We start from the raw sequence: 13057 nt of genomic DNA on the forward strand, positions 1-13057 counted from the left end.
CCGCGCTCTCGATCGCCCTCCTCACCGGCTGCACCGGCAGCGCCGCCTCCAACACGTCACGTCCGACTGTCGCCCCGGGCCCTGCGACCGGCGTCACCGATCGCAGGGCCCTGTTTCTCGTCAGCCAGAGAGACGTTTCTCGTCAGCCAGAGAGACCGCCGGTGCGACGATCCAGAGCGACACCGGAGGGTTCTGCGCCAGTTCTTGAGGTGAGCGATCGCTCGTTCTGGTAGCGGATCGAGTACCCGGTCCGACTCAGAAAATCCCCGATCAGCGACCTGGCCCACGACGGAGACGAGGCCCTGCTCCACTCACCCAGCTCCCAGAGCCTGAGGCTAGCGGCCGTGCTCCGCGATGAAGCCCTCTACAGTCTCTCTCACCTCCGGTGCAACAGGCTTTCCTTGGAAGTAATCCTCCAACTGCGAGCCGACGGAAGACCTTATCTGCTGCAGGTCTTCGTCCGAAACAATCCAGGACCGCCCTCCCCAGATGAACAAATGCATATTGGCAGGAATATCTGCCCACTGACCAAGGCCATTGTTTCCATAGGAGTAGTCAACCGTCGAATTCATCCCGGTGACCTGGATCTTCACCGTTGGAGCGAGGGTGCCACCACGCGAGAAATGACTACTCGTTCCCACGGAGTCGATGAACGACTCCACGAGCCCGCCCGGCATGACGTAGTGTGAGTACACCTCAAACTCGCCGGCCGGCTGATTGTCGTTGGGTGAGTACGGCCTGCCAGCCGGAAAATTCAAGTTCGTGGGGTTTCCGAGCGCAAGTCCGGAACCACCGTTCAATGGTTGGAAATCACTCCGGATACCATTGCCGACGAAAGCATAGACACCCTCCGGACCGTCCATCCCCGAGGCGAACGTCTGACGATGACTGATGGTGAAGAGATATGTTTTTCCATCTTTGAAAATAAACTGGGGGCGCTCGGTCTGATCGGTGACGCAGTTCGCCGACAGGATGGGTGGCAGAAACTCCCACTCGGTCAGCGCTTCATTTTTAGCCTTCGCCAATCCGATGTTACCGATCTGGTAGGTGGCACCAGACGCGTTTACCGCGTCAACGCTCTCGGCGAAAGGATCACCAGCCCCATAGCCGAGATCGTCCTTCGTGCATCGAGCCGCTTCTCGAGAAAAGGCCGAGTTCCCCTCGAATACCATGTATGTGTCGTTAGGGTGTGCTGGATCCTTGAAGGTGAACGGATCGCGAAAGTTGTAATAGCGGTTTTGTTGCGCGTTTTGATAGAAAGAACCGTCGGGATTGAGCAATTGCTGCACCTGATCGAATCCGCTGAACGATACACCGAAAGCGTCGGCCTGGACGTGACCCACGCTCAGGACGATACGGGAATCGTAGGGTTTGATGTCCCGACCGGCGCCATCCCGGTAAAAAGCGACGTCGGTGAAAAATAGGTTGACTTGACCATCCCTGGATATGCGCGCGGAGCCTGACCACTGGGTCTGCTGGCTGAAGGACCGGTCGGCGAAGATCTGATCCGTCACTCCGTTGCGGAAGACGAGACCGCCGTAGGTCCAACCGCCATTCTGCGGCCTTGCGGACTCGGGAAGATTCGCTGGACGGTAGAAGTACCCGATCTTGGCGGAAGTGTGACGGTCATCGAAGCGGATGCTGCGATCAGCGACGAGCGAATAAATGATCTCCCACCCGTTCACGGAATACTGGTTCCCGTTTTCGTCCGCCAGGGGCCACGTATCCCACACCCAAACTTTTCCGTTCGACATGTCTGGGAAGTCCTGTGGAACGGTCGGCATCGTCAACGATGTCGGCATGGAGTTCTCCCTCGGCGGGGCAGACGGGTCTGAGAGGCGCTTGATTTGGCGGGCATCCGCACGAGTCCATTTCGACGTGAAGTTGCCCTCTGGAGCAAAAGCCTGCTGTGAATGAACCGTCGGCTGCGGCCCCTTCTGAAGTGATTCCGCAGCCGCCCCCGGCCCGCCCCCGGCGAACACCGAAGCGCACAGCGCGCTACACGCAAAAATTACCAGAAGGGAACGACGTGGACGACGTTCCCTCATTTCCTTGGTCATGACCGACCCCTTCGATATTGAGCAGCGCAACCATAGTCGTCTCCGGCTAGAAGAGGGTCGTGGAATCTGCGATGACCCCAGCTGTGGGGGCGCCCGGTGCCGTTGCTGTCGGCCAGCCGGGGCCCGTGTCGACGGGCTGCCGGCGCTGGTAGGCGGTCGCGGCGTTTCGCGCGCGCACGTCGGCGGCCTCGTTCATCCGGTGGTTCGCGTGCCCCTTCACCCACTCGAAGGTGACGGCTCGGCCCCGCAGCTCCTCGTCGAGCGCCTGGATGATCTCGACGTTCATCACCGGTTTGCCGTCGGCCTTGCGCCAGCCCTTCCGCTTCCAGCCCGGTAGCCACTCGGTGCAGGCCTTAATCGCGTACTGGCTGTCGCAGAGGATGTGCAGCGGCTCCTCCTCCTGCGCGGTCGCCCGCAGCAGCTCGAGCACCGCGGTGAGTTCGCCGATGTTGTTCGTGCCGTGCGACCAGCCGCCCGCGGCCCAGCGCTCGTCGTCCACGTACCAGGCCCAGCCGGCGGGGCCGGGGTTGCCCAGTGCGGACCCGTCTGCGGCGGCGATGATGCTCACGTTCGTTTCTCCTCGTGCTCTCGGTACTCGCGCCGGTGCGGCGCCCTCCGAGGGTAGTCGGCCTCCACCCCGGGACGGGGAGGACGGCGTGTGCCGAGGGCGTCCCCGCGGTCGAGGAAGCCACAAGCGCCCGACTGCGCGCACTGACCCTGTCGGTGTGCATGACACACCGGCCGCATCGGTGTGAGTTCTTTCACGCCTTTTCTGGATCGAAAACAGGATTCTTTCCTACCTTCTTTGTATGGTCGCCGCTGCGCGGTGCTCGTCACCGGACAGCGACAGTAGTGAAGGAAATCGAAGGTGGAGTCAGGGGTTTCGATCAAAGTTGTTTGCCCACATCGCGTCGATCGCGATGGTAGGAGGTCTTCTCGCTCCAGCCGCAGTGGCGGACGAGAACAGTACGAGTGGCGAAGTGCGCATCGGAGTCATGATCGACGGCGTTCTGACTCCGGCCGACCCTGCTGACATCGCCGCGGCGACCGCCGGCCTCCCCGACCGGTCTTCTGGACAGGGCGGCGACGCGACGCCGCAGCTGATCGACTGGAACCAGTGGTTTGGCTGTTTCAGCCTGAACCATGAAGACGACGTGTTCGCGCAATACGTGCACTGGTGGGACGGGGAATCCCAGGACGTCAGACTGAAGTGTGGGACCGGCGGGGCGAAGACTGGGTGGGGTTATAAGCACATCCGGGGGGAGCACGAGCGGAACTGGCAGGATGAATTCGACGCGGCGCGAGCGGCGGGTTGGGATCCGAGGAACGATCGGATGGAGTCCTGGGACGATCTGATGTCCTTCTCCACGGGGCAGGCCATTCGCTATCCTGAGTTCCGCGGTGGAAACACTGTCAATAAGAGTCGTTGCGCGGTGAGTGAGGTCATTTTCTATCGTGTCAATTCCGGAGAGCGCGTGTATTCCTTTAGAGTACGCTCCGCCTGGGCGAGTGATAGCGACCGCTTGATTACCAGTTTCCCCCAGAAAAAGGAGATTTGCTGAATGAACGATAATTTCCGGGAAGTGCGATTCTTCCCCGACCTAACCGCTTCCTTTTGTCTCTGGGCGTCGAAGGTGGAGAACATCACCCCCACGGCGACCGAGCTCGGTGCGAGCCAGGAGCTCGAAGACAGGATCACGGCGTGGTATCAGGTGTGGGAGGATCAACGCCCTTGGGACGGCGGCTTCGACTCGCCTGACGTCGAACGCACCTGGGAAGAGGAGGGCGACCGGATCGTCCTCGAGCTACGGCGCGAACTCGAAGGAACGGGAATCACGATCGTCCCGCGCTTCGGCGGCAAGCTGACCTGACGAGCGCGACGCGATCACGCACTCGGGTGCGCGGGCCGCGAGCCGCACGAGGATCAGCTGCCGAAGGAGCGTCCGAGCCCGCTCATCGCTCATCCGCCGCTCGCGCGAGCACGTCCACCGCGTAGCCGTAGCCCGCGATGCCCGCCCCGACGATCACCGCGACCGCGATGTCCGAAAGGTAGGAGTGCTGCCGGAACGATTCGCGCCGGTGCACGTTGCTGACGTGCACCTCGACCATCGGCAGCTCGGTCGCGAGCACGGCGTCGCGGATGGCGATCGAGGTGTGCGTGTAGGCCCCCGCGTTGAGCACCACCCCCAAGGCGGTGCCGCGCGCCGCGTGCAGCCGGTCGATGATCGCGCCCTCCGAGCTGCTCTGGAAAGCCTCGATCGCCAGGCCGTGGCGCTCAGCGGCCTCGGCAGCGAGCGCCTCTGCGTCGGCGAGGGTGTCCGAGCCGTAGAGTTCGGGCTCGCGGGTGCCGAGCAGATTCAGGTTCGGGCCGTTGAGGACGAGGATCGGCAGCTTCACGCTCCGACCCTAGCGCCGGCCGTCCGCGCGAGTGGGAGCGGCCCCCGCGGGCCACAGGGTGTCCGGCCGGAACCGGCTCGGTTCGGGGTCAGGCCGCCAGCGGCAGCTTCTCGGCCAGCAGGCGCAGCCGCAGGGCCTGGAGCTCGGCGGTCAGCTCGGGCGGCAGCCGGTCGCCGAACTGCGCGAAGAACTCCTCGGTGAGCGCGCACTCCGCGAGCCAGGCCTCGACCGGGACGGAGAACAGCTCCTTTTTCTGGGCCGCGGTGAGTGGGAGCCCGTGCGTGTTGATCGCGAGCGGTAGGTCGCCGACCGGGCTGTGCCGCGCCTCCGCCAGCCCCTCCACCCGGCGGACGAGCCACTGGAGCACCCGCGCGTTCTCGCCGAATCCGGGCCAGAGGAAGTTGCCGTTCGCATCCTTGCGGAACCAGTTCACCTGGAACACGGCGGGCGCCCTGTCGCCCAGCTCGGCGCCGATCGCCAGCCAGTGCGCGAAGTAGTCGGCCATGTTGTAGCCGCAGAAGGGGAGCATCGCGAATGGGTCGCGGCGCAGCTCGCCGACCGTGCCCTCCGCGGCGGCCGTCTTCTCGGAGGCGATGGTCGCCCCGAGGAAGACGCCGTGCTGCCAGGAGGTGGCCTGCGTCACCAGAGGCACGTTGCTCGCTCGGCGGCCGCCGAAGACGATCGCGTCCAGCGGCACTCCGTCGTGGGCGTCCCAGTCGGCGGAGAGCGACGGGCACTGCACGGCCGGCGCGGTGAAGCGCGAGTTGGGATGCGCGGCGGGGGTGCCGGATGCGGGCGTCCACGGCTGCCCGCGCCAGTCGGTCAGCCGCTCGGGGACCTCGTCGGTCAGGCCCTCCCACCACACGTCGCCGTCCTCGCGGAGCGCGACGTTGGTGAAGATCGTGTTGCCCCAGAGCGTCTGGACGGCGTTCGGGTTGGAGCTCTTTCCGGTGCCGGGAGCGACTCCGAAGAATCCGGTCTCGGGGTTCATCGCCCAGAGCCTCCCGTCCTCGCCTCGGCGCATCCAGGTGATGTCGTCGCCGAGCGTCTCGACGCGCCAGCCGGGGATCGCGGGCTGCATCATCGCGAGGTTGGTCTTGCCGCACGCGCTCGGGAACGCCGCAGCCACGTGGTACCGACGCCCCTCGGGGGAGACGATGCGGATGAGCAGCATGTGCTCCGCGAGCCAGCCCTCCTCGCGACCCAGCGCCGAGGCGATCCGCAGGGCGAAGCACTTCTTCGCCAGCAGGGCGTTGCCGCCGTAGCCGGAGCCGAACGAAACGATCTCGCGGGTCTCGGGGAACTGCGTGATGTACTTCACCGGATTGCACGGCCAGGCGACATCGGCACGGGCGACCCCGTCGGCGTCACGGAGGGGCTGCCCGACCGTGTGCACGCCGCGCACGAAGACGGTGTCCTCGGTGAAGGCGGCCAGCGGCTCGGAGCCGACGCGCGCCATGATCCGCAGGTTGAGCACCGCGTACGGCGAGTCGGTGACCTGCACTCCGAGCTGCGAGAGCGGCCCGCCGACCGGGCCCATCGAGAACGGGACGACGTACATCGTCCGCCCGCGCATCGCGCCGTCCAGGAGCGGAGCGAGTTCGGCTTTCATCGCGGCCGGCTCGCGCCAATTGTTGGTGGGCCCGGCATCCGCCTCATCGGTCGTGCAGATGAAGGTGCGGTCCTCGACGCGGGCGACGTCGTCGGGGTCGGTGCGGGCGAGGAACGAGCCGGGCCGCCACTCCGGGTTCAGCGGGAGGAGCGTGCCGGAGGCGACGAGCCGCTCGGTCAGGCGGTACCACTCCGCGGGGGAGCCGTCACTCCACTCGATCGCGTCGGGCTTGAGGATTGCGGCGGTCTCGCGCACCCAGCGGCGCAGGGTCAGGGGCGCGGACGGCACGACGGGCGCGGGGACGGCGGTCGGCGCGGTCATGGTGCTCGGCTCGAGTCGGACGGTGTTGCTGAAGATGCTCATGCTGGCTCCGCTTTCGGTGGTCGTCGTCGACGGGGGTGGGGAGTCGCCGGCCGAGGCCGGGAGGGGCGCTCGGTGGCGCCTCAAGCCAGGATGGAGGAGGATCGAGGGGTATTCCCGGCGTAAAGGGCATCAAGAACCGTCATTTTTGCGCTTTCGTCACAACCGATCGCTGGAGCTCGCCGTGACCGATCCCTCAACCCCCGCCGCCGGCTCGGATGCCGTGCTGCTCGGGCAGCGCCTGCGCCACTTCCGCACCCGTCGCGGACTCACCCTCGGGCAGCTCGCCGAGCGGGTGGATGTCTCGGGGAGCCAGTTGTCGCTGATCGAGACCGGCCGACGCGAGCCGCGGCTCTCCCTCCTCCAGCGCCTCGCCGCCGCGCTCGGCGTCGAGCTGGCGGCCCTGCTCTCTGACGAGCCGCCGAGCGAGCGGGCCGCGCTCGAGATCGAGCTCGCCCGCGTGCAGAAGGGCTCGCTGTACCGCTCGCTCGGCCTGCCGGAGTTCAAGGTCAACAAGGGGCTGACCACTCCCGTGCTGGAGGCGTTCCTCGGCGTCTACCGCGAACTCGCCCGCCGTCGCAGCGAGGCGAGCGCCACCCCGGAGGAAGCGCGCCGGGCGAACACGGCGCAACGGCTCCAGTTGCGCGAGCGCAACTCCTACCTGCCCGCGATCGAGGAGGTGGCCGGAGAGATGCTGCGCACGGTCGGGCACCGCGGGGGAGCGCTGACCCACAGCTCCGTCTCGAAGATGGCCCGGCATCTCGGCTTCGAGATCATCCACGTCGGTGACCTGCCGCACTCGGCGCGCTCGGTGATCGACCTCGCGAACGGTCGGATCTACCTCCCGCCCGCTTCGATCCCGGGCGGGCACGGGCTGCGGGCGCTCGCGCTCCAGGCGATGGCGCACCGCCTCCTCGGCCACGAGCGGCCGGTGACCTACGCCGACTTCCTCCGCCAGCGTCTCGAGATCAACTACTTCGCGGCCGCCTGCCTGATGCCGCTGGAGCCGGCCGTCGCCTTCCTCCAGGAGGCCAAGCGCGAGCGGGACATCTCGGTCGAGGACTTCCGCGACGGCTTCGGAGTCACCCACGAGGCCGCCGCCCTGCGCTTCACCAACCTGCTTACCTCGCACCTCGACATTCGGATGCACTTCCTGCGAGTCCTCGGCGACGGCTCGATCCAGAAGGCCTACGAGAACGACGGGCTGCCGCTGCCGACCGATGTGACCGGAGCTGTCGAGGGCCAGGTCGTCTGCCGCTACTGGTCGGCGCGCTCGGCGTTCACCCGCACGAACCGCACCACCGAGTACTACCAGTACGTCGACACGCCGGCGGGCACCTTCTGGTCAGCGTCGCAGACCGGCACGACCGCGACGGAGGAGTTCTCGATCACAGTGGGCGTCCCGTTCGCCGAGGCCCGCTTCTTCCGCGGCCGCGACACCGACCGCCGCGAGCTCTCCCGCTGCCCCGACGAATCCTGCTGCCGACGCGCACCGTCCGATCTCGCCGCGCGCTGGGACGGCAACGCCTGGCCGAGCGCCCGCCTGCACGCGCACGTGCTCGCGCCCCTGCCCTCGGGCACCTTCCCCGGCATCGACGACGCCGAGGTCTACGAGTTCCTCGACATCCACGCCCGCGAGCCCTAACCGCCCTCCCCCCTCCTTCGCGAGATGCCACTTACGAGGCCTTTCCTCGGCGTGTCTTCGTCATAGGTGGCATCTCGCGGCGGGGGCTGTGGAGAACTCGAGCGGGGAGGATGGCGGATGGGGGACCCTGCGGGCATGAGTGAGCAGCAGCATTCCGGAGTGGTCAACGCGTCGACGAGTGGCGCGTCGCGGCACGGCCTCGTCCGGGACTATCCGGTCGCCGTCTTCCGTGGTGCACGTGCGGTCGTGGAGCCGCTGGACTTCGACGAGCGGATCACTGCATTCGCGGCTGTCATGCGGCCGGGGGAGTTCTTTTCGCACGGCACGGCGGCGCACCTGCTGGGTCTGCCGGATCGGAGGAAGACAGCGACGACTGCGCTCGACGTCGCGGTCGCCCCGCCGATGCGCGCCGCGCGTCGCGTGGGCGTCCGCTCGCACCACCTCTGGGACGAGGCGGTCACGGTCGTCCATGCCACCTACCCGACGGCCGATCCGGCGTCGACGTTCTGCCACCTCGCCGCGTCCAGGACTCTCGACGAACTCGTCGTCCTCGGCGACGCCCTCGTTCTGCCCGACGAGGAGGGGACCCGTCGGGGGCTCCGCGTCGACCTCACGATCCTGGCCGAGCGCGCCCGGTGCTTCCGCGGGCGGGGCGGTCGCCTGGCCCGCGAGGCGGTGGGCTGGGTCAGGTCAGGGGCGGAATCCCCGCGCGAGACACTGCTGCGACTACTGCTTCTGCGAGCCGGACTTCCGGAACCGGAGCTGAACGTGGAGCTGTTCGATGCTGACGGGCTCTTCGTCGCCCGAGTGGACATGCTCTACCGACGTGAGCGCGTCGTCGTCGAGTACGACGGTGATCAGCACCGTACGGACCGGGCGCAATACGAGCGGGATATTGCCCGGATCGAAGCGATCGAAGCGCTCGGCTACCGAGTCGTCCGGGTCCGCGCTTCCGGTCTCCTCGCGCCCGACGCGACCGTCGCCCGCGTCCGCCGCGCCCTCGCCGTGTGACCGACCCCGCGAGATGCCTCTTATGACGACGACACGCCGAGCGGATGCCGCACAAGTGGCATCTCGCGGAGGGAGCGGGACGGGGTGCGTCAGCCGGAGATGAGGGCGCGGGCGGTGCCCTCGTCGAGGATGAGGTCGGTGATCAAGCCGGCGGCGAGGGCGCCGCGCAGGCCCGGCAGCTTGGAGGCGCCGGCCACCACGCAGATCCGGCGCGACGCGCGACGCACGGTCGAGAGGTCCGGGCCGCTTGCACGTTCGTTCATGGGGATGTCGTCCCAGCTGCCGTCGGAGCGGTAGAACACCGTCGCGACGTCGCCGACGACGCCCGAGCCGCTGAGCGAGGTGAAGTCGCTCGGCTCCAGGTAACCGCCGATGTACACCTTCGAGGGGACTGCGGCGAACGGCGACCCGAGCCCGAACAGCGCCACGTCCATCCGCTGCTGCAGCTCCAGGACCCGACGGGTGGAGCGCTCGCGCCACACCGCCTGCTTGGTGGTCGGGTCGTCGAAGAATGCCGGCACCGGGAACTGCTGCACCTTCGCGGCGTACGCGTCGCCGAAACGGCGCAGGATCTCACTGGAGTAGTTGATGCCCGTCGTCTCGGTGTTCCCCGCGCCGTTCAGCTGCACGATCTGCGTGTTGTGCGTCTCCTTGGCGATCAGGTGGCGACTGATAGCGCTCATCGTCGACCCCCACGCGATGCCGACGATCATGTTGGAGTCGATGAACTGCCCGAGGATCCGCGCCGCGGACAGCGCCACCCGCTCCAGCCGGTCGATCTCGCTGGTGTGATCCGGCACCGGCACGATGTGCGCGGTGATGTCGAAGTGCGCGCGCACCTCGGCCGAGAGGGCGCTCGCCCGGTCGAGAGGGGAGCGGATCTGGATGTCGACCAGGCCGGTCGCGCGGGCGTGCGAGAGCAGGCGCGAGACGGAGGAGCGCGACGTGTGCAGCTCGTGCGCGATGGCGTCCATCGTCAGGTCTTGCATGTAGTAGAGCTGTGCCGCCCGCAGCGCGTCGCGCGTTTTGTCTGGATGGGTCGCGTGGGTCGTCTCGTCGAGTTCGACGACCGGTCTCACCGGGGTCATTACCACTCCCTGCACGGATTTCCACCCGTCTTGACCGGATGTGTTGTCGGGTCAAGGATGGCTGTATTCCTCCGCGAAATCAATCGTCCATCTCTTCGGTGCACGCTAGCGCGGGGGCCTCGACGACACCCCTACGACACGAAGGCGAGTACGAAGTGGCACAGTCCGACGGAACTCCCGGAAACTCCGCTCTGCGTGAGAGCGTCGCTGCTCTCCGCGACAACCCCCGAGCCACGGTCCTGGTCATCGGCGGTGGAATCAACGGCATCGGGACCTTCCGCGAACTCGCGCTGAACGGCGTCGACGTCGCCCTCGTCGAGCGCGGCGACTACGTCTCCGGTGCCTCGAGCGCCTCCAGCCACATGATCCACGGCGGCATCCGCTACCTCGAGAACGGCGAGTTCCGTCTCGTCAACGAGGGCGTGCACGAGCGCAACGGCCTGCTGAAGATCGCTCCCCATTACGTCAAGCCGCTGCAGACGACCATCCCGATCTACTCGACGTTCTCGGGCATCCTCGCCGCCCCCCTGCGCTTCCTGACTCACAAGTCGGGCAAGCCGCAGGAACGCGGTGCGCTGCTGATCAAGGTCGGGCTCACCCTCTACGACTTCTTCTCCCGCGACGGCGGCACCGTGCCGCGCCACCAGTTCCACGGTCGGAAGCGCTCGCTGAACGAGCTGCCTCAGCTCGATCCGAAGATCAAGTACACCGCCACCTACTTCGACGCCTCCGTGCACGAGCCGGAGCGCCTCGCGCTCGACGTCCTGCACGACGCGCTGATCGGTGGCAAGAAGGCCCGCGCGGCCAATTACGTCGAGGCCGTCGGCGCCGACGAGAAGGGTGTGGTCCTGCGCGATCGCGAATCCGGCGAAGAGTTCACCTTCGCAGCCGACGTTGTCGTCAACGTCTCCGGGCCCTGGACCGACTTCACCAACACCGCCCTCGGCACGAGCACGACGTTCATGGGCGGCACCAAGGGCTCGCACATCGTGCTCGACAACCCCGAGCTGGTCGAGGCCTGCGAGGGCCGCGAGATGTTCTTCGAGCACAGCGACGGCCGCATCGTCCTCATCTACCCGCTCAAGGGCCGCGTCATGGTCGGTACGACCGACATCGACGCTGACCCCACCAAGCCCGCGGTGTGCACGGAGGAGGAGATCGACTACTTCTTCGAGCTCGTCAGCCACGTTTTCCCCGCCATCCCGGTGGACCGCTCGCAGATCGTCTTCAAGTTCTCCGGCATCCGTCCGCTGCCCCGTCACGACGACGAGGCGCCCGGATTCGTCTCCCGCGACTACCGCATCGAGCCCTCGACCCTGCCCGGCAACGGCTCGCCCGTGCTCAGCCTGGTCGGTGGCAAGTGGACGACGTTCCGTGCCCTGTCCGAGCACCTCTCGAACGAGGTTTTCACGCGGATCGGCGTAACCCGTCGCGTCTCGACCGTGAAGACCCCCATCGGAGGTGGCAAGGGCTTCCCGCGCACCGACGCGTCCCGTGCGCAGTGGATCAGCCAGCACCGCTCCGGCCTGTCCTCGGCCCGCACCGGCCAGCTGCTCGAACGCTACGGCACCCGCGCGCAGGAGGTCATCGAGGCACTGGTCGACGGACACGACGAGGCACTCGACTTCGACAAGGACTTCACCACCGGCGAGGTCCGCTATCTCGCGAATCACGAGAGCGTGGTGCACCTGATCGACCTGGTCATGCGCCGCACGAACCACGCTTTCACCGGAGGCCTGAGCCGCGAACTCCTCGAGGAGCTCGCCGAGCACACCGGAGCCGTGCTGGGCTGGGACGACGCCACCCGGGCATCCGAAGTGGATGCGACCATCGCGCACCTCAAGGAGTACAACGGCGTCGAGGTCGGGGGCACGTCGGTGCAGGCCCCGACGGCCGTGCCCGCCTCCTGATCGGCCGAGAGGCTCGATCGGCGACAGCCCCGGAGTGAGGAATACCTCGCCCGGGGCTGTCGTCACGACAACGCACAAACGTGCACGCGCCGTTCCTTGTCGCTGGGACAGGGCGCCGATAACTTCACACACGGCGGGCATCGCAGCCCGCCGCGAACGCCTGCGCGCGTTCGTCTTACCCAAAGGAAAAGGTCAACGTGGACAATCTCGGAGTGGTGTTCCTCGCCGAAGTCGTGGGAACGGCGATGCTCGTGCTCCTCGGCTGCGGTGTCGTCGCCAACGTCGCACTCGTGAAGAGCAAGGGTCTCAACGGCGGAACCCTCATGGTCAACATCGGCTGGGGCTTCGCGGTCTTCGCCGGCGTGATCGTCTCGTACAACTCGGGGGCGCACCTGAACCCCGCGGTCACCCTGGGCCTGGTCGCCAGCGGAGCGACCGAATTCGGCTCGGGCGTCCCGGTGAACATCGCCTCGATCCTCGTGTACATCCTCGCCCAGATGATCGGTGCGATCCTCGGCGCCGTCTTCTGCTGGCTCGCCTACAAGCAGCACTTCGACGAGGAGCCCGACGCAGCCAACAAGCTCGGCGTCTTCTCGACCGGCCCGGCGATCCGCTCCTACGGCTGGAACTTCGTCACCGAGGTCATCGGTACGTTCGTCCTCGTCTTCGTCGTCATCGGCTTCGGCGGCGGACGTCAGGGCGACGGCGGCCTGGCCGCACTCGGCGCTCTCCCCGTCGCCATCCTGGTGATTGCAATCGGTGCCTCGCTCGGCGGCCCGACCGGCTACGCCATCAATCCCGCCCGTGACCTCGGCCCCCGCATCGCGCACGCGCTGCTGCCGATCAAGGGCAAGGGCTCGAGCGACTGGAGCTACGCCTGGGTGCCCGTGGCCGGCCCGATCGTGGGCGGTGTGCTCGCGGGCCTCGCCTCGCTCGCGCTGCTTCCGGTCCTCTAAAGCCGCCGCATTTCCTGC

11 protein-coding genes are annotated in these 13057 nt (G+C 67.0%); 6 read left to right on the plus strand and 5 right to left on the minus strand.

What is annotated here, in order from left to right; genetic code table 11:
* Positions 1-335 precede the first annotated feature (335 nt).
* Together C5D07_RS07605 and C5D07_RS07610 are read right to left on the minus strand one after the other, a co-directional pair.
* A complete protein-coding gene (locus C5D07_RS07605) occupies positions 336-2060 on the minus strand; it encodes a glycoside hydrolase family 68 protein (protein ID WP_249028193.1) in 1725 nt (574 codons plus the stop codon).
* 46 nt (positions 2061-2106) lie between these two features.
* Positions 2107-2628 carry a ribonuclease H family protein gene (locus tag C5D07_RS07610; RefSeq protein ID WP_068254579.1) on the minus strand — a complete coding sequence of 174 codons (522 nt, stop codon included), beginning with the start codon at positions 2626-2628 and terminating at the stop codon, positions 2107-2109.
* A gap of 412 nt (positions 2629-3040) precedes the next feature.
* Between C5D07_RS07610 and C5D07_RS07615 the strand changes: the two genes are divergently transcribed.
* Both C5D07_RS07615 and C5D07_RS07620 read left to right on the plus strand, forming a co-directional pair.
* The gene (locus C5D07_RS07615; RefSeq protein WP_104268155.1) at positions 3041-3622 is read left to right on the plus strand and encodes a hypothetical protein; all 582 of its coding nucleotides are present in this window, start codon (positions 3041-3043) and stop codon (positions 3620-3622) included.
* On the plus strand, positions 3623-3931 hold the full coding sequence (locus C5D07_RS07620; protein WP_068254573.1) for a hypothetical protein: 309 nt from the start codon (positions 3623-3625) through the stop codon (positions 3929-3931). It begins immediately after the preceding gene.
* An 82-nt stretch (positions 3932-4013) separates the two neighbouring features.
* On the opposite strand, the gene aroQ is transcribed toward C5D07_RS07620, so the two are convergent.
* Entirely contained in the window at positions 4014-4457 is a 444-nt protein-coding gene (gene aroQ / locus C5D07_RS07625) for a type II 3-dehydroquinate dehydratase (protein WP_068254570.1), read from the minus strand.
* Positions 4458-4545: 88 nt separating this feature from the next.
* Positions 4546-6432 (minus strand): phosphoenolpyruvate carboxykinase (GTP), encoded by a 1887-nt coding sequence (locus tag C5D07_RS07630; RefSeq protein ID WP_373408354.1) that lies wholly within the window; start codon positions 6430-6432, stop codon positions 4546-4548.
* A gap of 181 nt (positions 6433-6613) precedes the next feature.
* On the opposite strand from C5D07_RS07630, the gene C5D07_RS07635 reads away from it, so the two are divergent.
* Both C5D07_RS07635 and C5D07_RS07640 read left to right on the plus strand, forming a co-directional pair.
* On the plus strand, positions 6614-8074 hold the full coding sequence (locus C5D07_RS07635; protein ID WP_249028194.1) for a helix-turn-helix domain-containing protein: 1461 nt from the start codon (positions 6614-6616) through the stop codon (positions 8072-8074).
* A gap of 135 nt (positions 8075-8209) precedes the next feature.
* Positions 8210-9085 (plus strand): endonuclease domain-containing protein, encoded by an 876-nt coding sequence (locus C5D07_RS07640; protein WP_068254568.1) that lies wholly within the window; start codon positions 8210-8212, stop codon positions 9083-9085.
* 89 nt (positions 9086-9174) lie between these two features.
* Here C5D07_RS07640 and C5D07_RS07645 read toward each other — a convergent pair whose 3' ends face one another.
* A complete protein-coding gene (locus C5D07_RS07645; RefSeq protein WP_068254565.1) occupies positions 9175-10173 on the minus strand; it encodes a sugar-binding transcriptional regulator in 999 nt (332 codons plus the stop codon).
* 155 nt (positions 10174-10328) lie between these two features.
* Between C5D07_RS07645 and C5D07_RS07650 the strand changes: the two genes are divergently transcribed.
* Positions 10329-12083 (plus strand): glycerol-3-phosphate dehydrogenase/oxidase, encoded by a 1755-nt coding sequence (locus tag C5D07_RS07650; protein WP_249028195.1) that lies wholly within the window; start codon positions 10329-10331, stop codon positions 12081-12083.
* A gap of 197 nt (positions 12084-12280) precedes the next feature.
* Complete coding sequence (locus C5D07_RS07655) at positions 12281-13039, plus strand: MIP/aquaporin family protein (RefSeq protein ID WP_084415957.1); 759 nt, start codon at positions 12281-12283, stop codon at positions 13037-13039.
* Positions 13040-13057: the final 18 nt, after the last annotated feature.

It is taken from the genome of Rathayibacter tritici (assembly GCF_002932875.1).
GTDB classification, from domain to species: Bacteria; Actinomycetota; Actinomycetes; order Actinomycetales; family Microbacteriaceae; genus Rathayibacter; species Rathayibacter tritici.

What these genes read in the sequence shown, in the direction of transcription:
- C5D07_RS07605 (WP_249028193.1), bottom strand. Translation starts at nt 2,060, where the DNA reads ATGACCAAGGAAATGAGGGAACGTCGTCCACGTCGTTCCCTTCTGGTA.
- C5D07_RS07640 (WP_068254568.1), top strand. Translation starts at nt 8,210, where the DNA reads ATGAGTGAGCAGCAGCATTCCGGAGTGGTCAACGCGTCGACGAGTGGC.
- C5D07_RS07630 (WP_373408354.1), bottom strand. Translation starts at nt 6,432, where the DNA reads ATGAGCATCTTCAGCAACACCGTCCGACTCGAGCCGAGCACCATGACC.
- C5D07_RS07620 (WP_068254573.1), top strand. Translation starts at nt 3,623, where the DNA reads ATGAACGATAATTTCCGGGAAGTGCGATTCTTCCCCGACCTAACCGCT.
- C5D07_RS07645 (WP_068254565.1), bottom strand. Translation starts at nt 10,173, where the DNA reads ATGACCCCGGTGAGACCGGTCGTCGAACTCGACGAGACGACCCACGCG.